The 21,009-nt window shown below is 71.7% G+C and carries 19 protein-coding genes; all 19 read left to right on the forward strand.

Features of this window, described 5'->3' with window-relative positions; all coding sequences use genetic code 11:
- Window positions 1-34 precede the first annotated feature (34 nt).
- Window positions 35-1,738, forward strand: coding sequence for an ABC transporter substrate-binding protein (locus DAI20_RS07940; RefSeq protein WP_108250047.1), 1,704 nt, complete (start codon window positions 35-37; stop codon window positions 1,736-1,738).
- A 5-nt stretch (window positions 1,739-1,743) separates the two neighbouring features.
- Complete coding sequence (locus tag DAI20_RS07945) at window positions 1,744-2,703, forward strand: ABC transporter permease (RefSeq protein ID WP_108250048.1); 960 nt, start codon at window positions 1,744-1,746, stop codon at window positions 2,701-2,703.
- Window positions 2,703-3,698 carry an ABC transporter permease gene (locus tag DAI20_RS07950; RefSeq protein ID WP_108250049.1) on the forward strand — a complete coding sequence of 332 codons (996 nt, stop codon included), beginning with the start codon at window positions 2,703-2,705 and terminating at the stop codon, window positions 3,696-3,698. Before DAI20_RS07945 ends, DAI20_RS07950 begins: the two co-directional genes overlap by 1 nt.
- Entirely contained in the window at window positions 3,695-4,522 is an 828-nt protein-coding gene (locus DAI20_RS07955; protein ID WP_108250050.1) for an ABC transporter ATP-binding protein, read from the forward strand. Before DAI20_RS07950 ends, DAI20_RS07955 begins: the two co-directional genes overlap by 4 nt.
- Entirely contained in the window at window positions 4,519-5,385 is an 867-nt protein-coding gene (locus DAI20_RS07960; RefSeq protein WP_108250051.1) for an ABC transporter ATP-binding protein, read from the forward strand. The genes DAI20_RS07955 and DAI20_RS07960 overlap by 4 nt, the downstream gene beginning before the upstream one ends.
- Window positions 5,382-6,680 (forward strand): alpha/beta fold hydrolase, encoded by a 1,299-nt coding sequence (locus DAI20_RS07965; protein WP_108250052.1) that lies wholly within the window; start codon window positions 5,382-5,384, stop codon window positions 6,678-6,680. The genes DAI20_RS07960 and DAI20_RS07965 overlap by 4 nt, the downstream gene beginning before the upstream one ends.
- Window positions 6,677-8,179 (forward strand): aminopeptidase P family protein, encoded by a 1,503-nt coding sequence (locus DAI20_RS07970; RefSeq protein ID WP_240605968.1) that lies wholly within the window; start codon window positions 6,677-6,679, stop codon window positions 8,177-8,179. The genes DAI20_RS07965 and DAI20_RS07970 overlap by 4 nt, the downstream gene beginning before the upstream one ends.
- Entirely contained in the window at window positions 8,176-8,850 is a 675-nt protein-coding gene (locus DAI20_RS07975) for a GntR family transcriptional regulator (RefSeq protein ID WP_108250053.1), read from the forward strand. Before DAI20_RS07970 ends, DAI20_RS07975 begins: the two co-directional genes overlap by 4 nt.
- 118 nt (window positions 8,851-8,968) lie before the next feature.
- Window positions 8,969-10,153: an NAD(P)/FAD-dependent oxidoreductase gene (locus DAI20_RS07980; RefSeq protein WP_108250054.1), complete on the forward strand. Its 1,185-nt coding sequence runs from the start codon at window positions 8,969-8,971 to the stop codon at window positions 10,151-10,153.
- A gap of 2 nt (window positions 10,154-10,155) precedes the next feature.
- A complete protein-coding gene (locus DAI20_RS07985) occupies window positions 10,156-10,533 on the forward strand; it encodes a (2Fe-2S)-binding protein (RefSeq protein WP_205781392.1) in 378 nt (125 codons plus the stop codon).
- Window positions 10,530-11,978, forward strand: a complete 1,449-nt coding sequence (locus tag DAI20_RS07990) for an FAD-dependent oxidoreductase (protein WP_205781393.1) — start codon at window positions 10,530-10,532, stop codon at window positions 11,976-11,978. Before DAI20_RS07985 ends, DAI20_RS07990 begins: the two co-directional genes overlap by 4 nt.
- A 19-nt stretch (window positions 11,979-11,997) precedes the next feature.
- Window positions 11,998-12,933, forward strand: a complete 936-nt coding sequence (locus DAI20_RS07995; RefSeq protein ID WP_108250056.1) for a dihydrodipicolinate synthase family protein — start codon at window positions 11,998-12,000, stop codon at window positions 12,931-12,933.
- 33 nt (window positions 12,934-12,966) lie between these two features.
- The gene (locus DAI20_RS08000) at window positions 12,967-13,968 is read left to right on the forward strand and encodes a proline racemase family protein (protein WP_108250057.1); all 1,002 of its coding nucleotides are present in this window, start codon (window positions 12,967-12,969) and stop codon (window positions 13,966-13,968) included.
- A 23-nt stretch (window positions 13,969-13,991) separates the two neighbouring features.
- Entirely contained in the window at window positions 13,992-15,494 is a 1,503-nt protein-coding gene (locus tag DAI20_RS08005; RefSeq protein WP_108250058.1) for an aldehyde dehydrogenase (NADP(+)), read from the forward strand.
- A 46-nt stretch (window positions 15,495-15,540) separates the two neighbouring features.
- A complete protein-coding gene (locus DAI20_RS19080) occupies window positions 15,541-15,669 on the forward strand; it encodes a hypothetical protein (protein ID WP_306766468.1) in 129 nt (42 codons plus the stop codon).
- A gap of 121 nt (window positions 15,670-15,790) precedes the next feature.
- On the forward strand, window positions 15,791-16,168 hold the full coding sequence (locus DAI20_RS08010) for a cupin domain-containing protein (RefSeq protein ID WP_108250059.1): 378 nt from the start codon (window positions 15,791-15,793) through the stop codon (window positions 16,166-16,168).
- A 98-nt stretch (window positions 16,169-16,266) separates the two neighbouring features.
- Window positions 16,267-17,313 carry a LacI family DNA-binding transcriptional regulator gene (locus tag DAI20_RS08015; protein WP_108250060.1) on the forward strand — a complete coding sequence of 349 codons (1,047 nt, stop codon included), beginning with the start codon at window positions 16,267-16,269 and terminating at the stop codon, window positions 17,311-17,313.
- Window positions 17,314-17,494: 181 nt separating this feature from the next.
- The gene (locus tag DAI20_RS08020) at window positions 17,495-19,603 is read left to right on the forward strand and encodes a beta-galactosidase (RefSeq protein ID WP_108250061.1); all 2,109 of its coding nucleotides are present in this window, start codon (window positions 17,495-17,497) and stop codon (window positions 19,601-19,603) included.
- Window positions 19,604-19,638: 35 nt separating this feature from the next.
- Window positions 19,639-20,997, forward strand: coding sequence for an ABC transporter substrate-binding protein (locus tag DAI20_RS08025; protein ID WP_240605969.1), 1,359 nt, complete (start codon window positions 19,639-19,641; stop codon window positions 20,995-20,997).
- Window positions 20,998-21,009 lie beyond the last annotated feature (12 nt).

The raw sequence follows: 21,009 nt of genomic DNA on the forward strand, positions 1-21,009 counted from the left end.
GGCGCCGCCGCAGAACCTCCGAGAAAAGAGAAACATGAACAAGCGAAACGTGGTGCTGGGGCTCGCCCTGACCGCCACCCTCGCGCTGACCGCGTGCAGCGGCGGCGGCGGAACCTCCTCGAACGGCGGCGGCGGGGGAGGCACCGGCGCCGATCCGGGCGACGGCGGCACACTGCACGTGCTGCAGACGGCGGACTTCTCGCACCTCGACCCGACCATGGGCTTCGACGGCGGCGTGAACAACTTCTACCGGCTCATCTACCGCACGCTCACCACCCAGTCCACGGGCGAGGGTGCGGAGGGCACCGAGATCGTGCCCGACCTCGCGACCGACCTCGGCACCCCGAGCGAGGACGGCCTGACCTGGACCTTCACCCTCAAGGACGACATCTTCTTCGAGGACGGATCGCCCATCACGAGCGCGGACGTGAAGTTCGGCGTCGAGCGGTCCTTCGACCCCGAGCTCGCGATCGGCACGCCCTACGCGCGGCTGACGCTCGCCGGAGCCGACGAGTACGAGGGCCCGTACTCGGACGGCGACTTCGCCTCCATCGAGACGCCCGACGAGAAGACGATCGTGTTCCACCTTGCGAAGCCGTACAACGACTTCTCGAGCGTCGTCGGCCAGAACGTCTTCGTGCCCTTCCCGGCCGACGGGGACGTCACCGCGACGAGCGTCGACCAGCAGCCCATCGCGTCCGGTCCGTACAGGGTCGAGAGCTACACGCCGGGCTCCGAGCTCACGCTGGTGCGCAACGAGCACTGGGAGAAGTCGAGCGACGACGTGCGAGCGGCGAAGCCCGACTCCTTCGTGTGGACGTTCGGTCTCGACGGGGCCACCATCGACGAGCGCATGATCGCCGGGCAGGACGACGACGTGAACGCGATCGCCGGCTCCGTGCAGGCGGCGTCGATTTCGCGGATCCAGACGCCCGCGATCAAGGACCGCACCGTGTCGGGTGTCCAGGGCTGCACGACGTACCTCGGCCTCAACACCACGAAGCAGTACACCAGCAACCCGCTCGTGCGCCAGGCCATCAGCTACGCCATCGACAAGAGTGCCGTCCAGTCCGCGACCGGCGGAACGCTGCTCGCCGACATCGCCACGACGATGCTGCCGCCCACCATCGCCGGCCAGAAGGAGTTCGACCTCTACCCGAGCGAGGACAACGCCGGCGACGTCGAGAAGGCCACGGAGCTGCTGGCGGAGGCCGGCTACCCGGACGGGTTCCCGCTCGTGCTCGACGTGCGGAACCAGCCGAAGATGCAGGCGCAGGCCGAGGCGGTCCAGCAGTCGCTCAGCAAGGTCGGCATCGACGTGTCGTTCAACCTCATCGACACGGCGACCTACTACGAGGTGATCGGCACGACGTCCCAGCAGAACGACGCCGCCATCACCGGCTGGTGCCCCGACTGGTCGACCGGCGCCACCTTCCTTCCCCCGCTGTTCGACGGCCGCCAGATCTACGAGAAGGGCAACTCGAACATCGCCCAGATCAACGACCCGGCCGTCAACGCCCGCATCGACGAGATCAACGCGATGACGGACCTCGACGAGGCCAACGCCGCCTGGGGCGACCTGGACGAGCAGATCGCCGAGCTGGCGCCCACCGTGCCGCTTTTGTTCGAGAAGGCCGTCATGGTCGTCGGTGAGAACGTGGCCGGCGCCTACTCCCACGCAGGGTTCTCGGGGGGTATCGACTACGTGTCGGTCGGTCTCGAGAACGCCTCGGAGTAACAGCGATGTCGGCGGTCCCCAGTGACCTCGCCGTCCAGGTCACGAGGCCGGGGGTGTCGCCGCAGGGCGGCGCCCCGCGGCCCGCTGGACGAATCGTCTCCGCCCTGCGCAGCTCGCCCTCGGTGCTGCTGAGCGCGGCCTTCCTGGTGTTCGTCGTGCTGCTGGCGCTCGCCGCGCCACTGCTCGTCGGCCTGGTCGGCTGGGGACCGTACGACTTCGACAAGAACGCGATCGACTCCGACCTCGGCGGGATACCGCGCGGCGCCCTTGGCGGGGTGAGCGCGGAGCACTGGTTCGGCGTCGAGCCCCAGAACGGCCGTGACATCTTCATCCGCATCGCCTTCGGTGCGCAGGTGTCGCTGCTCATCGCGGTCTCCGCCACGATCATGAGCATGATCCTCGGGGTCGGGCTCGGGGTGCTCGCCGGCTACCACGGCGGCTGGGTCGACCAGGTGATCTCGCGCGTCATGGACTTCCTCATGGCGTTTCCGTCGCTGATCTTCATGATCGCGCTGCTGTCCGCGCTCCCGGCGGGCAACCGTCCGGTGCTCCTCGTGATCGTGCTCAGCATCTTCAGCTGGCCGTACACGGCCCGGGTCATCCGGGGGCAGACCATGACGCTGCGCAACCGCGAGTTCGTGGAGGCGGCGGTGGCGAGCGGGGCGAACTCCGCGCGCATCGTCTTCCGCGAGGTGCTGCCGAACCTCCGCGGCACCATCATCGTCCTGGCGACGCTGGCCGTGCCGGGCTTCATCGGCACCGAGGCCGGCCTGTCGTTCCTCGGCGTCGGCGTCACGCCGCCCACGCCGTCCTGGGGTCAGATGATCGCGACGGCGGTCGGCTGGTACGCCGTCGACCCCATGTACTTCCTGATCCCCGGAACGTTCCTGTTCCTCACGGTGCTGTCGTTCACGATCCTCGGCGACCACCTCCGCAAGCAGTTCGACGGAAGGGACGTCGCCTGATGGTCGGCTATCTCGCGCGACGCCTGCTCTCTGCTCTCGGCATCCTGCTGCTGATCAGCCTGTTCACCTACGTGATCTTCTTCCTCCTCTCGCCGGACCCGGCCGTGCTGATCTGCGGCAAGACCTGCACGCCCGACCGCATCGACCAGATCCGGGGCACGCTCGGTCTCGACCAGCCGTTCTGGGTGCAGTTCTGGGACTTCCTCCGCGGCTTCTTCGTGGGCCGCACCTACGGGGACGGCGCGTCCGCCGTCTCCTGCCCGGCGCCCTGCCTCGGCTTCAGCTTCCAGACCAACCGGTCCGTCACCGAGATGATCGAGACCCGGCTCCCGGTGAGCGCGACCGTCGCACTTGGGGCCGCCGTGCTGTGGCTGCTCGCCGGCGTCGGCGCCGGCCTGCTCAGCGCCGTCAAGCAGGGCACCTGGTGGGACCGCGGCGCCATGATGTTCGCGCTCGGCGGCATCAGCCTGCCCAACTACTTCGTCGCGCTGATCCTGCAGTACGTGCTCGTGGTGCAGATGCAGATCCTGCCGTTCCCCTCGGCCGTGCCGTTCGGCGAGGACCCGGTCCGCTGGTTCCAGTCGTACCTGATGCCGTGGCTGGTGCTCGCCTTCGGCTACGCGGCCGTGTACGCCCGGCTCGTCCGCGCCAACGTGCTCGACACCCTCGGCGAGAACTTCCTGCGCACGGCCCGCGCCAAGGGGCTGTCGGGCCGGCTGATCCTCCGCAGGCACGCGCTGCGCCCCTCCCTCACCCCGGTGGTGACGATGTTCGGCATGGACTTCGCCGGCCTGCTGGGCGGCGCGCTCATCACCGAGACCGTGTTCGGACTGAACGGGGTCGGCAAGCTCGCGGCCGACTCCATCGCCAAGAACGACCAGCCGGTGATCATGGGCGTCACCCTCCTCGCCGCGTTCTTCGTGGTGATCGGGAACGTGATCGTCGACATCACCTACACATTCCTCGACCCCCGAGTGAGGATCGCGACACGATGACCGCCCCAGCACCACTCCTCGAGGTGAAGAACCTCACCATCACCTTCCCCACCCCGGGCGGAACGGTCACGGTGGTGGACGACCTGTCGTTCGCGATCCGGGACAACGCGACGCTCGGCGTCGTGGGGGAGTCCGGATCGGGCAAGTCCATGACGTCGCTCGCCGTCATGGGGCTGCTGCCCCCGGGCGGCCGGGCGACCGGCAGCGTCCTCCTCGACGGGGAGGAGCTGCTCGGCAGGAGCGAGCGCGAGCTGCGCCGGATCCGCGGCGAGCGGGTGGGCATGGTGTTCCAGGACCCGCTCTCCTCGCTGAACCCCTACTACACGGTCGGCCTGCAGATCGAGGAGGCCTACCGGGCGCACCGCGGCGGCAGCCGGCGCGCGGCCCGGGCGGTCGTCGTGGAGGCGCTCGAACGGGTGCGCATCACGGACCCGGCCCGTCGCGCGGACCACTACCCGCACCAGTTCTCCGGCGGCATGCGGCAGAGGATCATGATCGCCATGGCGCTCTGCCTCGAGCCGAGGGTGCTCATCGCCGACGAGCCGACCACCGCGCTCGACGTCACGGTCCAGGCGCAGATCCTCGACCTCCTCCGCGACCTCCAGGCGCAGACGGGCATGGCCATGCTGTTCATCACGCACGACCTCGCCGTCGTCAGCCAGGTCGCCCAGGAGGTGCTCGTGATGCGCAACGGCTCGATGGTCGAGCACGGCTCGGCGGAGCAGATCTTCTCGCGCCCCCGCGAGGCCTACACGCGCGTCCTGCTCGACGCGGTGCCGCGCATCGACGACCCGTTCGGCGACCTGAGGAGGGTGAGCGCGTGACCACGACGAGTGCAGCGGAGGACAGCATCCTGTCGGTCCGCGGGCTGTCCAAGGAGTACGTGACGAAGGGGAGCGGCGCGTTCGGCGGCCGGAAGCACCGGTTCCTCGCCGTGAACGACGTGAGCTTCGACGTCCCGCGCGGCCGGACGCTCGCCGTGGTGGGGGAGTCCGGCAGCGGCAAGTCCACGACCGCGCGCATCGCGGCCAAGCTGATCGAGCCGACCGGTGGCACGCTCGTCTTCGACGGGCAGGACGTCACGCATCCCGACGCGCGGGCCCTGGCCCGGTTCCGGGGCGACGTGCAGGTCGTCTTCCAGGATCCGTTCTCCTCGCTGAACCCGAAGCACACGGTCGAGCGCATCATCGCCGCCCCGCTGCAGTACCAGGGCATCAGGGCGCCCCAGGGCACGAGGGCGCTGGTGCGCGACCTGCTGGATCGCGTCGGCCTGAACCCCGACCACTCCGGGCGCTACCCCGCCCAGTTCTCCGGCGGCCAGGCGCAGCGCATCGGCATCGCCCGCGCGCTCGCCGTGAATCCGAAGCTCGTCGTCTGCGACGAGGCGGTGTCGGCGCTCGATGTCTCCGTGCAGGCGACGGTCATCAACCTCCTCCGCGACCTGCAGCGCGAGCGCGGGCTCAGCTACATCTTCATCGCGCACGACCTCGCCGTCGTCCGGCAGCTCGCCGATCGCGTCGCGGTGATGCACCAGGGCAGAATCGTCGAGCAGGGCGGGCGCGACGACATCTTCGACGCCCCGCGGCACGAGTACACGCGCGCGCTCCTGTCGGCCGTTCCCACCATCAACCCCGAGTGGGACAGGGCGCGGGCGAGCATGATCGCGGCAGAGGAGAGGGCGTCATGATCTCGGCGAGCTACACCGTTCCCGGCATGCGGATCACCGACCACGAGGTCGAGGTACCCCTCGACTGGTTCGACGACTCCGTGCCCGCCCGGCTGAGCGTCTTCGCGCGCGAGATCGTCGACCCCGCCCGGGCCTTCGAGGACCTGCCGTGCCTGGTCTACCTGCAGGGCGGACCGGGCGGCAAGGGGCCGCGGCCGACGGACGCGGGAGGCTGGATGGGGCAGGCCCTGAAGACGCACCGCGTCGTGCTGCTCGACCAGCGGGGGACCGGGCGGAGCTCCCGCGTCGACGGGCGACTCATGTCGACCTTCGCGGACGGAACCGAGGCGGGCGAGTACCTCAGGCGCTTCCGGGCGGACTCGATCGTGGCCGACGCCGAGCACCTGCGCACGACCGTGTTCGGCGGCCGGCCCTGGGCGACGCTCGGGCAGAGCTACGGCGGGTTCCTCACGCTGACCTACCTGTCCCGGTCGCCCGAGGGCCTCTCGGCCTGCTACGTGACGGGCGGGCTCGCCGGCATCCGGCCCGACGCGGACGAGGTCTATCGGCGCACCTACCCCCGCACCGAGGCGAAGAACCGCGAGTTCGCGGCCCGGTTCCCGCACGACGTGGACGTGATCGGCCGCATCGCGGACCGGCTCGCGGCCGGCGGGGTGCTCCTTCCGGACGGCGACGAGCTCACCGTCCGCCGCTTCCAGACGCTCGGCATCGACTTCGGCATGAAGCCGGGGTTCGAGCGGATGCACTGGCTGATTGACGAGGCCTTCTCGGCGAGCGACGACGAGCTGAGCGACACGTTCCTGGCGCAGGTGCTCGCCCGCAGCTCCTACGCGGACAACCCGCTGTTCGCCGTGATGCAGGAGAGCATCTACGGCTCGGCAGGGACGGGGGCGACCGCCTGGGCCGCCGAGCGCGAGCGCGCGCGGCACCCAGGGTTCGCCGAGACCGCCAGGCCGCTGCTCTTCACCGGCGAGATGATGTACCCGTGGATGTTCGATGAGATCCGCGGGCTGCGGCCGTTCCGGGCCGCCGTCGACCACCTCGCGGCGGTCTCCGACTGGTCCCCGCTCTACGACCTGGACCGGCTCGCCGCGAACGACGTGCCGGTCGCGGCCGCCGTGTACTACGACGACATGTACGTCGACTCGCACCTGCAGCTCGACACCGCCGCAGCCGTGGGGAACATGCAAGCCTGGGTGACGAACGAGTACGAGCACGACGGCATCGGGTCCGACCGGGTGTTCGCCCGGCTGACCGGGCTCGTCGCCGAGCGCGGAGGAGAGAAGAAGGCATGACCGAGCAGCATCATTCCGAGCCGCAGTCCGCCATGCCGCGTCCGCAGGCGCCGGACCCCCGGCTGCCCCGCCTCGCCGAGGTGCCGGCGTTCCGCGACTACATGGCCACGGGATGGGCGACGCCCGACCGCACGCCCCCCGTGGAGCAGGGGGTCGCCGCCGCGGCTCGCGCGCACCGGGCGAGGGCGAGCGAGGCGCTCCCCGGCCGGACCCTCATCGTTCCGGCCGGCCGGGCGCCGGTGCGCAGCAACGACACCTTCTACGACTTCCGGCCCGACAGCGACTTCTTCTGGCTGAGCGGGTGCGCGGCGGAGGACGCCGTGCTCGTGCTGCACGCGGTGCCCGGCGGCCACGATGCCGTCCTCTACGTCGTCCCTCCCGCCTACCCGGGGGACCCGGCCTTCTTCGCCGACGCGGCGCACGGCGAGCTCTGGGTTGGTTCCGCTCCCGGGCTCCGGGAGTGGTCGGACGCCCTCGGCCTCCCGGTGAAGTCCATAGCGTCGCTCGCGGGCGATCTCGGACCGGCAGAATCCGCGCTCTTCACCCGACCCGACGACGCGGTGCCCGAGGGCGTCCGCCGCCGGGGCGGGTCCGCCGACCTCCTCCGCATCCTCGCCGAGCTGCGGATGATCAAGGACGAGTGGGAGGTCGCCGAGCTGAGGCGCGCGGTCGACGCGACGGTCGAGGGGTTCGCGAGTGTCGTCCGCGAGATCCCGCGGGCGATCGCCCACGGCGGCGAGCGCTGGTTGCAGGGCACGTTCGACCGCCACGCGCGCACCTGGGGCAACGGCCCCGGCTACTCCACCATCGTCGGCAGCGGCGCGCACGCGCCGACCCTGCACTGGGTGAGGTGCGACGGGCCGGTGCTCGAGGACGCGGCGCTCCTGCTCGACATGGGCGTCGAGACCCGGGCGTTCTACACCGCCGACGTCACCAGGACGTTCCCGGCCTCGGGCACGTTCAGCGCCGCACAGCGCGAGGTCCACGACCTCGTCGAGAAGGCGCATCGGGCGGGCCTCGCCGCGGTGGCTCCTGGCCGGTCCTTCACCGACTTCCACACGGCCGCCATGGAGGTCATCGCGACGGGCCTGTCCGACTGGGGCCTCCTCCCCGTCTCCGTGGACGAGGCGCTCAGCGACGCCGGCCAGCAGCACCGCCGATACCTCGTGTGCGGCATCGGGCATCACCTCGGCCTGGACGTGCACGACTGCGCCCAGTCCAGCTACGAGGCATACCAGGGCGCGCGCATGAGCCCGGGCATGGTACTCACGGTGGAGCCCGGGCTCTACTTCCACGCCTTCGACGAGACCGTGCCGCCCGAGCTCCGGGGCATCGGCGTCCGGCTGGAGGACGACATCCTCGTCCACCCGGGCGGGTCGGAGGTGCTCTCGGACGCCATCCCCATCGACGCCCGCGGCATCGAGGACTGGATGGCGCGGACCCTGCGTGGCGACGCGCCCGACCCCTCCCCGGTGCCGGCCGAGGCGGCCCTCGCGTGAGCCTGCCCGCGATCCAGCGGATCGAGCCGCCGACCAGCCTCCGCGCGCACGTCGAGAAGGTGCTGTCCGCCGCCATCATCTCGGGCGAGATGGCACCGAACACGCTCCTGACCGTCCCCACCCTCGCCGTGCAGTTCAACGTGTCGGCGACGCCCGTGCGGGAGGCGATGCTCGATCTCGAGAAGCGCGGGTTCGTCGAGCCGGTGCGCAACAAGGGCTTCCGGGTCACCGACGTGAGCGACGACGCCCTGCGGCAGATCGTGGAGGTGCGGCAGCTGCTCGAGCCGCCCGCGATGGAGCGCCTCGCCGGGCAGTTCCCGAGCGAGCAGTTCGACGAGCTGTCGCAGCTGGCGAACCGCATCGTCGACGGCGCCCGATCCGGTGACCTGCGCGCGTACCTGGAGGCCGATCAGGACTTCCACCTGCGTCTCACCCGCATGCTCGGCAACAGCGTCCTCGTCGAGACGGTCGCCGACCTTCGCTCCCGCACCCGGCTCGTCGGGCTCGCGGCGATGCTGGAGTCCCGCCGGCTGATCGACTCCGCCGAGGAGCACGTCGCCCTGCTCGACCTGCTGTCCGCGGGGGACGGCGCCGCCGCCCGCCGGCTCATGCACCAGCACATCCACCACGCCCTGGGCTGGTGGTCGGGCAAGCCCGAGGGCGGCGCCTGACGCCGGGAGAGGCATCCCCGGATCTGACACGTTCCGCCGACCAGCACGTGATCTACGCTGGTCCCCACGCTCAATGTGTGACATATTACTGTCACCGCAATCGAGGAAGGAGGCCGCCATGACCCCCGACGTGGTCATCATCGGAGCCGGCATCATCGGCGCCGCCTGCGCCAGATCGCTCGTCCGCGCCGGCCTCCGGGTGACCGTACTCGACCGGAACGCGGCCGCCAGCGGCACGAGCGCGAGCGGCGAGGGCAACCTCCTCGTCTCCGACAAGGGGCCCGGCGAGGAGCTGCGGCTGGCCCAGTACGCCTCGTCCCTCTGGCCCGACACCGTGGCCGAGCTGCGGCGGGAGCTCGGCGCCGACTTCCCGTCCCTCGAGTACGAGCGGAAGGGCGGCCTCGTCGTCGCCACGACGCCCGCGGGGAGGGACCCCCTGCTCGCCTTCGCCGAGTCGCAGCGGGGCGCCGGGGTCGACGCCCGCGTGCTGACCGTGAAGCAGGCGCTGCGCCTCGAGCCCGACCTGAACCCGGCCATCACGGCGGCGATCCACTACCCGGAGGACGCTCAGGTGCAGCCGGTCGCCGCAACGGAGGCGCTGCTCGCCTCCGCGCGCCTCGGCGGCGCCGACGTCCGCGTCGGCGTGACGGTCACGGGCGGCATCCGCGCGGCCGACGGCGCCCTCGTCGGCGTGCGCACCTCCGCGGGCGACTTCTCCGCCGGCGCCGTGCTGAACGCCGCCGGCCCCTGGTCGGGCGAGGTGTCGCGCTCCCTCGACGCGTCCCTCCCGGTGCGCCCCCGCCGCGGCGTCGTGCTCGTGACCACGCGCATGCCGCACCGCATCTTCCACAAGGTGTACGACGCGGACTATGTCGGGGCCGTCGGCTCCGGCGAGGCGGAGCTGCAGACGTCCAGCGTCGTGGAGTCCACGGCCGCCGGGACGGTGCTCATCGGCTCGAGCCGCGAGCAGGTCGGGTTCGACAACCGGCTGCGCGTGTCCGTGCTCGAGGAGCTGGCCGTCAAGGCGCTGCGACTCTTCCCGTTCCTCGCGGGTGCGAGCGTGATGCGCTCCTACGGCGGATTCCGCCCCTACATGCCCGACCACCTCCCGGTGATCGGTCCGGACCACCGCGTGCCGGGGCTCTGGCACGCCACCGGGCACGAGGGGGCGGGCATCGGCCTGTCCCTGGCGACCGCGGAGCTCATCGCGGCGCAGCTCACGGGCGGCGTCCCCGCGGTGGACCCGGCCTCGTTCCTCTTGACGCGGCCGTCGCTCGCCGCGCTCGTCCCGGAGGTGGCCTGACCATGGCATCCCGCATGTTCCCCTCACGCGACGACCGGATTCAGCCGGCCGAGGCCCCGCCCGTCGCCCTGACCATCGACGGCCAGCGCGTGTCCGGCCTGCGGGGACAGACGATCGCCGGCGTGCTGCTGGCCTCGGGGCGGCTGTCCTGGCGCACCACCTCGGCCGGCGCGACGCCACGCGGGGTCTTCTGCGGCATCGGCGTCTGCTTCGACTGCATCGTGACGGTGAACGGCGATCGCGACGTCCGCGCCTGCCAGCGCCGGGCGGACGACGGCGACGTGATCCTCACCCAGTACGACGATCTGCCCGGGCACGACGATCAGCCCCAGCACGACGAACTCACGCGGCGCGACGAGCTGCCGGGGGCGGCGTCGTGACCGGCGTGCTCGTGATCGGCGCCGGTCCCGCGGGGCTCGCGGCAGCCCGGGCGGCGCTGCGGGCGGGCGCCTCCGTCACGCTCCTCGACTCGTCCGACCAGCTGGGCGGGCAGTACTGGCGCCACCTTCCCGACTCGCGGGCGGGCGTCCGCGAGGACCGCCTGCACCACGGCTGGGACCGGTTCCGCGCGCTGCAGGACGAGCTCCTGGAGCACCCCGGCTGCGAGGTCGTCCCCTCGGCGCAGGTCTGGGCGATCGAGCGACTCGACGAGGGGCTCGTCGTGCACGTCCACGTCGGGCCGCCGGACGGCAACCGGCGCCCGTCGCGCGAGCTCACCCCGGACGCGATCGTGATCGCGACGGGCGCCTACGACCGCACCCTCCCCTTCCCCGGCTGGGACCTGCCCGGGGTGTTCTCCGCGGGCGCGGCGCAGGCGCTCGCGAAGGGCGAGCGCGTGGCCGTCGGCGGCCGGGTCGTCGTCGCCGGGGCGGGCCCGTTCCTCCTCCCGGTCGCGGCCTCGCTCGCCCAGACGGGAGCCCGTGTCCTCGGCGTGTACGAGGCGAGCCGCCCCCGGGCCCTCGCCCGGGGCTGGCTGCCGCGGCCCTGGCGGCTGCTCGGAGCGACGTCGAAGTTCGGCGAGCTGGCCTCCTACGCACTGTCGCACGTGCGCCACCGCATCCCGTACCGCGTCGGCCACGCCGTCATCGCCGCCCACGGCACTGACCGGGTCGAGCAGGTGACCGTCGCGCGACTCGACGCCCGCTGGGCGCCGATCCCGGGCACCGAACGGCGGATCGACGCGGACGCCGTGTGCGTGAGCCACGGGTTCACCCCGCGCATCGAGCTGGCCATCGCGGCCGGCTGCGACATCCGCCCCGACCGCTTCGTCCGGGTGGACGACCGGCAGCACACCAGCGTGCCCGGCGTGTTCGCCGCGGGGGAGATCACCGGCATCGGCGGCGTCGACGCCGCGCTCGCCGAGGGCGCGATCGCGGGCCACGGCGCGGCCGGGGGAGGGGCGGACGACCCGGCCGTGCGCCGCGATCTCGCGAGGCGCGCGACGTTCACCGACTTCGCCGCCCGCATCGAGGCCGCGCACGGCATCCGGCCCGGCTGGACCGGCTGGCTGCGCCCCGACACGCTCGTCTGCCGGTGCGAGGAGGTGCCCTACGGGCGCCTGCGGGAGACCGGCCGCGCCACGTGCTCGACGAGTCTCCGCTCCCTGAAGCTCAGCACCCGCGCCGGGCTCGGCATCTGCCAGGGGCGGGTCTGCGGCCGCACGGTCGAGGACCTGCTCGGCAGGGAGAGCCCCGGCGGACTCCTCGACGGCACATCGACGGATCGCCGTCCCATCGCTTCCCCCGTGCGCATCGGCGAGCTCGCCGCGGCGCACGGGCGGCACACCAGCGCGGCTACCGACGCCGCGCGGCATCAGCACCAGTAGAAATCCTGAAAGGATCAGCATGTCCGACAGCTCGTTCGACCTCGGCGGGGTCATCGTCGCCACAACGCTCGCGTTCAAGGAGGACTCGTCCGCGCCAGCCGGCCTCGCGGTGGACTACGACCGCTTCGCGGAGCACTGCAACTTCCTCATCGAGAACGGCTGCCGCGGCGTCGGGCCGAACGGCTCGCTCGGCGAGTACTCGTCGCTGACCGACGAGGAGCGCCGGAAGGTCATCCAGGTGGCCGTCGAGGCCGTCGACGGCCGCGGCCTCGTCGTGGCGGGCGTGCACGGCGTCGGCTCCCACCAGGCGCGGCAGTGGGCGGAGTACGCGAAGGAGGACGGCGCGGACGGCGTGCTCTGCCTCCCGCCCACCCTCTACCGCGCGAACCGCTCCGAGGTCGTCGCCCACTTCCGGGCGGTGAGCGAGGTCGGGCTCCCCGTCATGATGTACAACAACCCCATCGACACGAAGGTCGACCTGACGCCCGACCTGGTCGCCGAGCTCGCCCAGCTCGAGAACATCGTCGCGATCAAGGAGTTCAGCGGTGACATCCGCAGGGTCTTCGAGATCCAGGAGCTCTGCGACATCGACGTGATCGCGGGCGCGGACGACCTCCTCTTCGAGTCGCTCGTCGACGGCGCGGTCGGCTGGTTCGCCGGCTACCCCAACGCCTTCCCCCGCGAGGCCGTCGAGATCTACACGCTCGTCCGGGAGGGACGCATCGACGAGGCACGCGATCTCTACCGCAACGTCGTCGCGGTGTTCCGCTGGGACTCGAAGACCGAGTTCGTGCAGGCGATCAAGCTGTCCATCGACATCACCGGCCAGAGCTACGGTGGGGTGACCCGCCCGCCCCGCGGACCCCTCTCGCCGGAGCACGAGGCGCTCGTGCGCCGGGACACGCAGAAGGCGCTCGACTACATCGCCTCCCGCAACCGGGTGGGCGCGCTCTAGCGCGGGGACGACGGCGCGGCACGGAAGGACGCAATGAGATCGAAGCGGATGTTCACGGCCGTCGACTCCCACACCGAGGGGATGCCGACGCGGGTCGTGACGGGCGGGGTCGGGGTCATCCCGGGCGCCACCATGAATGAGAAGCGGCTGCACTTCATCGAGCACCTCGACGACCTCAGGCTGCTCCTGATGAACGAGCCGCGCGGGCACTCGGCGATGAGCGGGGCGATCCTGCAGCCGTCGACCCGCGACGACTGCGACTGGGGCGTCCTCTACATCGAGGTGTCCGGCTGCCTGCCCATGTGCGGGCACGGAACCATCGGCGTTGCCACCGTCCTCGTCGAGACCGGGATGGTGGAGGTCGTCGAGCCGGTCACCACGATCCGGCTCGACACCCCGGCCGGCCTCGTCATCGCCCGCGTCGCGGTATCCGACGGACACGCGGAGTCCGTGACGCTGGAGAACGTGCCCAGCTACGTCGTCCGGCTGGACGACGTCGTCGACGTGCCGGGCTACGGTCCGGTGCCCTACAGCCTGGCGTTCGGGGGCAACTTCTACGCCATGGTGGACCTCGACGCGGTCGGCCTGCCGTTCGACCGCTCCCGCCAGCAGGAGATCCTCACCGCGGGCCTCGCGATCATGACGGCCATCAACGAGACGGCGCCGCCGAAGCATCCGGAGATCGAGGGCCTCGACCACGTGCATCACGTGGAGTTCATCGCCCCCGGCTCGGACGCGCGGCTCTCCCGACACGCGATGGCCATCTACCCCGGCTGGTTCGACCGGTCGCCGTGCGGCACCGGCACATCCGCCCGGATGGCCGAGCTCTGGGGCAGGGGCGAGCTCGCGCTCGGGGACGACTTCGTGAACGAGTCGTTCATCGGCAGCCGCTTCACCGGGCGCCTGATCGCCGAGACGACGGTCGGCGGCATCCCCGCCGTCGTGCCGACCATCACCGGCCGCGCCTGGGTGACGGGGATCGGGCAGTACCTGCTCGACCCGTCCGACCCCTTCCCGACCGGATTCTCCTTCTGACCACCCGCACCCCGGAGGCGACCATGACCCCCAGCCAGGACACCGAGACGATCGCGGCGAAGGCGGCCGCGGCCGCCGAGACCGTCGCCGCGACGCCGCCGCGCGACCGTGCCGCCGCGATCCTCTCCGTCGCCGACGCGATCGAGGGCGACGTGGACGGCCTCGTCGCCCTCGCCGCCCGGGAGACCGGTCTGGGCGAGGCGCGGCTGCGAGGCGAGATCGCGCGCACGGTGCTGCAGCTGAGGCTGTTCGCCGACGTCGTCGTGGCCGGCGACTACCTCGACGTGCGCATCGACGAGGGGGACCCGGCGTTCGTGCTGGGGCCGCGCCCGGACATCCGCCGCTACCTCGTGCCGGTGGGGCCGGTCCTCAACTACGCGGCCAGCAACTTCCCCTTCGCGTTCTCGGTCGCCGGGGGCGACACGGCGGCCGCACTGGCCGCGGGCTGCCCGGTGATCGTGAAGGCGCACCCCGGCCACCCGGGGCTGTCCCGACGCACGGCCGATCTCGTGACCGCGGCTCTCGCGGCGGCGGGGATGCCCGACGGCGCGTTCCAGCTGGTCGAGGGCGACGACGAGGGCGTCGCCCTCCTCAAGGATCCCCGGGTGCGCGCGGCCTCCTTCACCGGGTCGCAGCGGGCGGGCCGCTTCCTCGCCGACATCGCCGCGTCCCGGCCCGCGCCCATCCCCTTCTACGGAGAGCTGGGCAGCGTCAATCCCGTCTTCGTCACCCGCTCCGGCCTGGCGGAGGAGGGCGAGGGGTTCGTCCCCGCGTTCCTCGCCAGCGTGTCCGGGTCGGCCGGCCAGCTGTGCACGAAGCCGGGCTTCGTGTTCGTGCCCGCGGGTCACGCGCTCGACGGGGCCATCACCGGCGCCGCCGGGGCCATCGGCGAGCAGCGGCTGCTCAACGGGAAGATCACCGCGGGCTACGACGAGCGCCGCCGCGCGGTGCTGGCCAGCGACGGAGTCCGAGTCCTCGCCGAGGGCGGCGTGCGCACCGACGAGGAGGGGGAGGGCTGGGCGACGCCGACGATCGTGGCCACCACCGTCGATGCCCTGAACCGCAACGGCGACCGGATCCTCGACGAGTCGTTCGGTCCGCTGTCCGTGCTCGTGGAGTACGACGACGAGGCCGAGCTGCCCGCCGCGGCCGAGGCGCTGTTCGAGGGCAGCCTCACCGCGACGGTCCACGCCGCGGACGGCGAGTCGAGCCCGGCGCTGCGCTCGCTCGTGCGCGTCCTCTCCGAGCGTGCCGGTCGCGTGCTGTTCGGCGGCTGGCCGACCGGCGTCGCGGTGACCCCCGCCATGCAGCACGGCGGCCCGTGGCCGGCGACCACGAACGACTCGAGCACGTCCGTCGGCACCGCGAGCATCGGGCGCTTCCTCCGGCCCGTCGCCTACCAGGGCGTGCCGGATGCGCTGCTGCCGGAGCCCCTGCGCACGAGCAACCCCTGGGGCGTGCCGCAGCGCCGAAGCGCCGCCGGCGAGTCGGAGCACTGGGGCCACGCGCTGGACAGCCGGGACTGACCCGCACGCCCGCGCCGACCCCGGCGCGGTGCAGCACAATGGCTGCATGGCGGACGAGGAGAGCACCGTCGGCGATGCGGTGTGCTGGCTCTCGGCGACGTGCGGAGAGTGCGGCGCGCTCATCGAGGGTGCGGCCTGCTGGAACTGCGGTGCGGCGCGCGTGCCGCGCGACTGAGCCCGCGGAATCGGGCAGCCGCCGCATCGATCGCGACGAGCGCGCCCCGCCCGGGCCCGTGTAGAAAGGACGCCAGGACGGCCCGCGTTCCGGGCCCTCGCGACGGAGAGAGAAGCGGACGATGACGATCGCGATCGACAGCCTGCGCCCGGCGGGAGGGGGAGCGGCCCTCTTCCAGGGCTTCGAGCATGGCGCGCAGACCTCGTTCTTCGTGGTGACGAGCAGGCCGGGCGGCGGCGCGCAGAAGCACCGGCATCCCTACGAGGAGATCTTCGTCATCCTCGACGGCGAGATCGAGGTGATCGTGGACGGGCAGCGGGAGATGATCTCCGGCGGGTCGATCAGGGTAATCCCGCCGCGGGCCTGGCACCAGTTCACCAACCGGTCCGCGCGTCCCTGCCTCATGGTCAACATCCACTCCTCGCCGCGGCTGATCCAGGAGGACTGGGCGGACCTGGTGCGCGATCCCGAGGGCGGATCCGCGGGAGACATATCCTGACAGGACGAGAACCCGACAGGACCGGGTTCCGAGAGAACCGGATCCTGGCAGGGCCGGGGCGGATGACGCCCGTTCGTCAGGTCGTGAAGAGGTGAGCGGTGACGGCGTCGACAGGGGAGAAGCAGGGGCCGGCGAGCCCGAGGCGCGTGCCCACCATCTACGACGTCGCGCGCCAGGCGGGGGTGTCGCACCAGACGGTGTCGCGACTGCTGAAGGGCGGCTCGGGCATCCGGCCCGAGAACCGCGAGCGCATCGAGCGGGTCCTCAAGGAGCTCGACTACCGCCCCAACCTCGCGGCGCGGTCCCTCGCCACCAACCGGTCGAGGCGCATCGGCGCCATGGCCTACGAGATGCTCGAGACCGGGCCGTCGAAGATCATCCAGGGGGCGAGCAACGCGGCCCGTGAGGCCGGCTACCTGCTCGACGTCGTGAGCCTCGACCCGCGCAGCAGGAACGACATCGAGGTCGCGGTGTCCCTGCTGGCGCAGCAGGACCTCGCTGGCATCCTCGCCTTCGCCCCCACCGACCACCTGGTCGAGGTCGTCGCCGAATCGCGGTTCTCCGTGCCCGTGTACGTGGAGACCGAGTCGGACGACAGCGTGCCCGGTCACCCCGCGAGCCCGAACTCAGACGGCGTGCGGCAGCTCGTCGACCACCTGTACCGGCTCGGGCATCGCCGCTTCTTCCACATCTCGGGACCGCCGGCGTGGCTCTCCGCCCGCAACCGGGCTGTGGCGTACGAGGGCGCGCTCGCCGAGCGCGGTCTCACCTCCCTCGGCTCGCTGCCCGGCGACTGGTCCGCCGCGAGCGGCTACGAGGGCGCCATGCGGATGCCGAGCGAGCTCGGCGTCACCGCGATCGTGGCCGCGAACGACCAGATGGCGCTCGGAGTGCTGCGCGCGCTTGCGGAACGGGGCCGCGCCGTCCCGGACGAGGTGAGCGTCGTCGGCATGGACGACCTCCCCGAGGCACGCTTCTACTCGCCTCCGCTCACGACCGTGCAGCTGGACTTCGAGAACGAGGGCCGGCTCGCGGTGAAGAGCCTGCTCGGGCTGATCGGCGACCCCAACGCCCTCGCGACCCCGGTCCCGGCGCCGCCGCGACTGGTGCCCCGGCTCTCCTCCGGCCCCGTCGCGGCCGGCTGATCGGGCCTCCCTTAGCTCCGCCCCGGACGGGGGCGCGGTCCGAGGGCTGATCGCGCGCCGGTCGCGATTGCGTAACAGCACTTGTTACCGGTAACGAAACCTGTCACTCTGTCCCCGGTCGTTCTCGTTACCGGTAACGAGACGGCGCAGTCCCCCTGCCCTCGACGATGGAGTCCACGGTATGACCGACCCCTCCCGCACCGACGCCTTCCGCAGCCGCATCCTCTTCGGGGCCGCGTACTACGCGGAGTATCAGCCCGAGCCGCGCACCGCGGAGGATCTCGACCTCATGCGGGAGGCGGGGTTCAGCGTCATCCGGGTCGGCGAGTCGGTGTGGTCGACGTGGGAGCCGCGGGACGGCGAGTTCGATCTGGACTGGCTGCAGCCCGTGCTGGACGGCGCGCACGAGCGGGGTATCTCCGTCATCCTCGGCACGCCCACCTACGCGGTACCGCCGTGGCTCCAGCGGGCGCACCCCGAGATCGCGGCCGAGCGCCCCACCGGCACGCGCCACCCCTGGGGTGCGCGGCAGGAGGTCGACTACACGCACCCGGCCTTCCTCTTCCACGCCGAGCGGGTGATCCGCAGGGTCATCGCCCGGTACGCCGAGCACCCGGCGGTCATCGGCTACCAGGTGGACAACGAGCCCGGCATGCTGCTGTTCCACAACCGGCACACGTTCGTGCGCTTCGTGGAGCGGCTGAAGGACCGCTACGGCGACGTCGAGACGCTGAACCGCGAGTGGGGCCTCACCTACTGGTCCCACCGCATCTCCGACTGGGCCGAGCTCTGGGTGCCGGACGGCAACACCCTCCCGCAGTACGACCTCGCCTGGCGGCGTTACCAGGCCGAGCTCACCACCGAGTACATCTCCTGGCAGGCCGAGATCGTGCGCGAGTACGCCCGCGACGACCAGTTCGTGACGACCTGCCTCGCCTACCCGCGACCGGCGATGGACGACGAGGCCATCACCACCGCCCTCGACGTGACCGCGGGCAACCCCTACTACGGCATGCAGGACCGGCTCGGCTTCGAGGCGGAGCGCGACCCCATCTCGGCCTGGACGACGACCGGGGTCTGGGGCCTGCTGCGCCAGGCCGACCGGATGTACTCCTCGCGCCAGGAGCGCTACCTCGTGACCGAGACCAACGCGGGAAGCATCTCCGGCAGCTACCACAACTACCCGCCCTACCCGGGGCAGCTCCGGCAGGCCGCCCTCGCCCTCGTGGCCCGCGGCGCCGCCATGGTCGAGTACTGGCACTGGCACAGCCTCCACTTCGGCACGGAGACCTACTGGGGCGGCATCCTCCCGCACAGCCAGCGACCCGGCCGCATCTACCGCGAGATCGCCGAAATCGGCGCCACCCTCCGCAGCATCGGCGACTCGCTTGAGGGATACGTGCCGGACGCCGACGTGACCCTCCTCTTCAGCAACCCCAGCAAGTGGGCCATGGAGTTCTTCCCGCCGCTCAGCGAGGGCGACGGACCGGACGCCTCGTCCTACAACCGCATCTTCGACGCGTTCTACCGAGGTGTGGTCGACGCGGGCCGGCAGGCGCGGGTGCTGCACGACGTGCAGGCGCTCGCCCTGACCGCCGCGCAACTCGCCGAGCAGCATCCCGTGCTCGTCGTGCCCGCGCTGTACGTGGCGACGGACGAGCTCCTCGGACTCCTGCGCGACTATGCGGAGGCCGGCGGCCACCTCGTGATCGGCCCCCGCACCGGCTACGGCGACGAGGAGGCCCGCGCACGCCGCGCGGTCGCCCCGGCGATCCTGACCGCGAGCGCCGGGGTCTGGTACGACGAGTTCTCGAACCTCGACCACGACCTCGCGCTGACCGCGGACGGCGACCTCCGCCTCTCCGCGGGAGCTCGCGGCACGGCGTGGGCCGACGGACTCGAGGCCGACGGCGCAACCGTGCTCGCCGCCTACGACCACCCGGAGTTCGGGCGGTTCGCGGCCATCACCTCCCGCGGCTCGGGCGCCGGCCGGATCACGACGGTCGGCACCGTGCCCAACCCGGTGCTGTCCGAGGACCTCGCCCGCTGGCTCGCCCCGGACCCGATCGCCTCCGGCTGGCAGCAGCCCGCCTCCGTGACCGTGCTCTCCGGCCGCGCGGGCGCGACGCGCGCCTGGTTCGTGCACAACTGGAGCTCCCACCCCGCATCCGTCGTCGCCCCGGCGACGGTGCGCGACCTCGTCACGGGCGCGGAGCACGCGCCCGGCACGACCCTCTCGCTCGAGCCCTGGACCTGCCTGGTCCTGGCGGAGCAGGAACCCCGCCGGTAACGGACCCGGCGGGCCGAACAAAGGAAGAACAGGACATGCGCAGAGTGGTACCGAGAACAGCGAAGATGCTGGGTGCTTCGGCGGTGGCGGCGGCGCTGCTGCTCACCGGCTGCACCGCATCGGACGGTGGCGGCGGCGGCGGGAACCAGGCCCCCGCCTCCCAGGACGAGATCGACGAGGCGCTCAGCACGCCGACCAAGCTCACGTTCTGGACGTGGGTCCCCGACATCCAGAACGAGGTCGACCTCTTCGAGGCGGAGTACCCGGAGATCGACGTCGAGGTCGTGAACGTCGGCCAGGGCGCCCCGCACTACCAGAAGATCCGCACCGCCATCGAGGCGGGCGAGGGTGCACCGGACGTCGTACAGATGGAGTACCAGTACATCAACTCCTTCGCCCTCACCGAGAGCCTGCTCGACCTCGCGCCCTACGGCGCGGACGAGCTCGAGGGCGACTACGTGGACTGGGTCTGGAACCAGGTGTCGAAGGACGGCGCCGTCTACGGCATCCCGCAGGACGTCGGCCCCATGGGCAACCTGTACCGCGAGGACATCCTGGCCAAGGCGGGCATCACCGAGGCACCTGCCACCTGGGAGGAGTACGCGACGGCGGCCGAGGCCGTGAAGAGCGCGACCGGCTCCTACATCACGAACTTCGCACCCAACCAGGCGGGCCAGGTCATCGGGCTCCTCTGGCAGGCGGGGGAGAAGCCGTTCTCCTACGACGGCGACCAGACCGTCGGCGTGAACGTCAACTCCGACCGCGCCAAGGAGGTCATGGCCTACTGGCAGGACCTCGTGCAGCGCGATCTCGTGTCCATCGACCCGGACTTCACGGACCAGTGGTACCAGGGCCTGGCGAGCGGCAAGTACGCCGGCTGGCTGACCGCCGCATGGGGCCCCGTGTTCCTGCAGGGCACGGCCGGCGAGACCTCGGGCCTCTGGCGCGCGGCCGAGCTTCCGCAGTACGCCGAGGGTGAGAGCGTGTCGGGCAACTGGGGCGGCTCGTCCGACGCGGTGCTCGCGTCGACCGAGAACCCCATCGCCGCATACGAGCTCGCGAAGTGGATCAACAACGACAAGGCGTCGACGCTGAAGTTCGCGACGGAGCAGTTCCTGTTCCCGCCGCAGAACGACGTGCTCGAGGACCCGGCGTTCGTGGACCAGGAGGCCGAGTTCTACGGCGGCCAGAAGGTGAACCAGCTCTTCTCGGAGATCTCGGGCACCGTCGACTCCGACTTCGACTGGCTGCCCTACATGGACTACGCCTACTCGAGCTTCGAGGACTCCATCGGCAAGGCCATCGCGGAGAAGGGCGACCTCTCCGCCGGCCTCGACGAGTGGCAGGACCTGCTCACCACGTACGCGACCGACCAGGGCTTCACGGTCGAGTAGCGCCACCGCGGG

The organism is Planctomonas deserti, from assembly GCF_003067705.1.
Lineage (GTDB): Bacteria > Actinomycetota > Actinomycetes > Actinomycetales > Microbacteriaceae > Planctomonas > Planctomonas deserti.

Excerpts from the sequence above, each read along its gene's own strand:
- DAI20_RS08010 (WP_108250059.1), top strand. The coding sequence starts at position 15,791 with ATGACGATCGCGATCGACAGCCTGCGCCCGGCGGGAGGGGGAGCGGCC.
- DAI20_RS07950 (WP_108250049.1), top strand. The coding sequence starts at position 2,703 with ATGGTCGGCTATCTCGCGCGACGCCTGCTCTCTGCTCTCGGCATCCTG.
- DAI20_RS07965 (WP_108250052.1), top strand. The coding sequence starts at position 5,382 with ATGATCTCGGCGAGCTACACCGTTCCCGGCATGCGGATCACCGACCAC.
- DAI20_RS07940 (WP_108250047.1), top strand. The coding sequence starts at position 35 with ATGAACAAGCGAAACGTGGTGCTGGGGCTCGCCCTGACCGCCACCCTC.
- DAI20_RS07945 (WP_108250048.1), top strand. The coding sequence starts at position 1,744 with ATGTCGGCGGTCCCCAGTGACCTCGCCGTCCAGGTCACGAGGCCGGGG.
- DAI20_RS07955 (WP_108250050.1), top strand. The coding sequence starts at position 3,695 with ATGACCGCCCCAGCACCACTCCTCGAGGTGAAGAACCTCACCATCACC.
- DAI20_RS19080 (WP_306766468.1), top strand. The coding sequence starts at position 15,541 with ATGGCGGACGAGGAGAGCACCGTCGGCGATGCGGTGTGCTGGCTCTCG.
- DAI20_RS08020 (WP_108250061.1), top strand. The coding sequence starts at position 17,495 with ATGACCGACCCCTCCCGCACCGACGCCTTCCGCAGCCGCATCCTCTTC.
- DAI20_RS07980 (WP_108250054.1), top strand. The coding sequence starts at position 8,969 with ATGACCCCCGACGTGGTCATCATCGGAGCCGGCATCATCGGCGCCGCC.
- DAI20_RS08000 (WP_108250057.1), top strand. The coding sequence starts at position 12,967 with ATGAGATCGAAGCGGATGTTCACGGCCGTCGACTCCCACACCGAGGGG.
- DAI20_RS07985 (WP_205781392.1), top strand. The coding sequence starts at position 10,156 with ATGGCATCCCGCATGTTCCCCTCACGCGACGACCGGATTCAGCCGGCC.
- DAI20_RS08005 (WP_108250058.1), top strand. The coding sequence starts at position 13,992 with ATGACCCCCAGCCAGGACACCGAGACGATCGCGGCGAAGGCGGCCGCG.
- DAI20_RS07995 (WP_108250056.1), top strand. The coding sequence starts at position 11,998 with ATGTCCGACAGCTCGTTCGACCTCGGCGGGGTCATCGTCGCCACAACG.
- DAI20_RS08025 (WP_240605969.1), top strand. The coding sequence starts at position 19,639 with ATGCGCAGAGTGGTACCGAGAACAGCGAAGATGCTGGGTGCTTCGGCG.
- DAI20_RS07970 (WP_240605968.1), top strand. The coding sequence starts at position 6,677 with ATGACCGAGCAGCATCATTCCGAGCCGCAGTCCGCCATGCCGCGTCCG.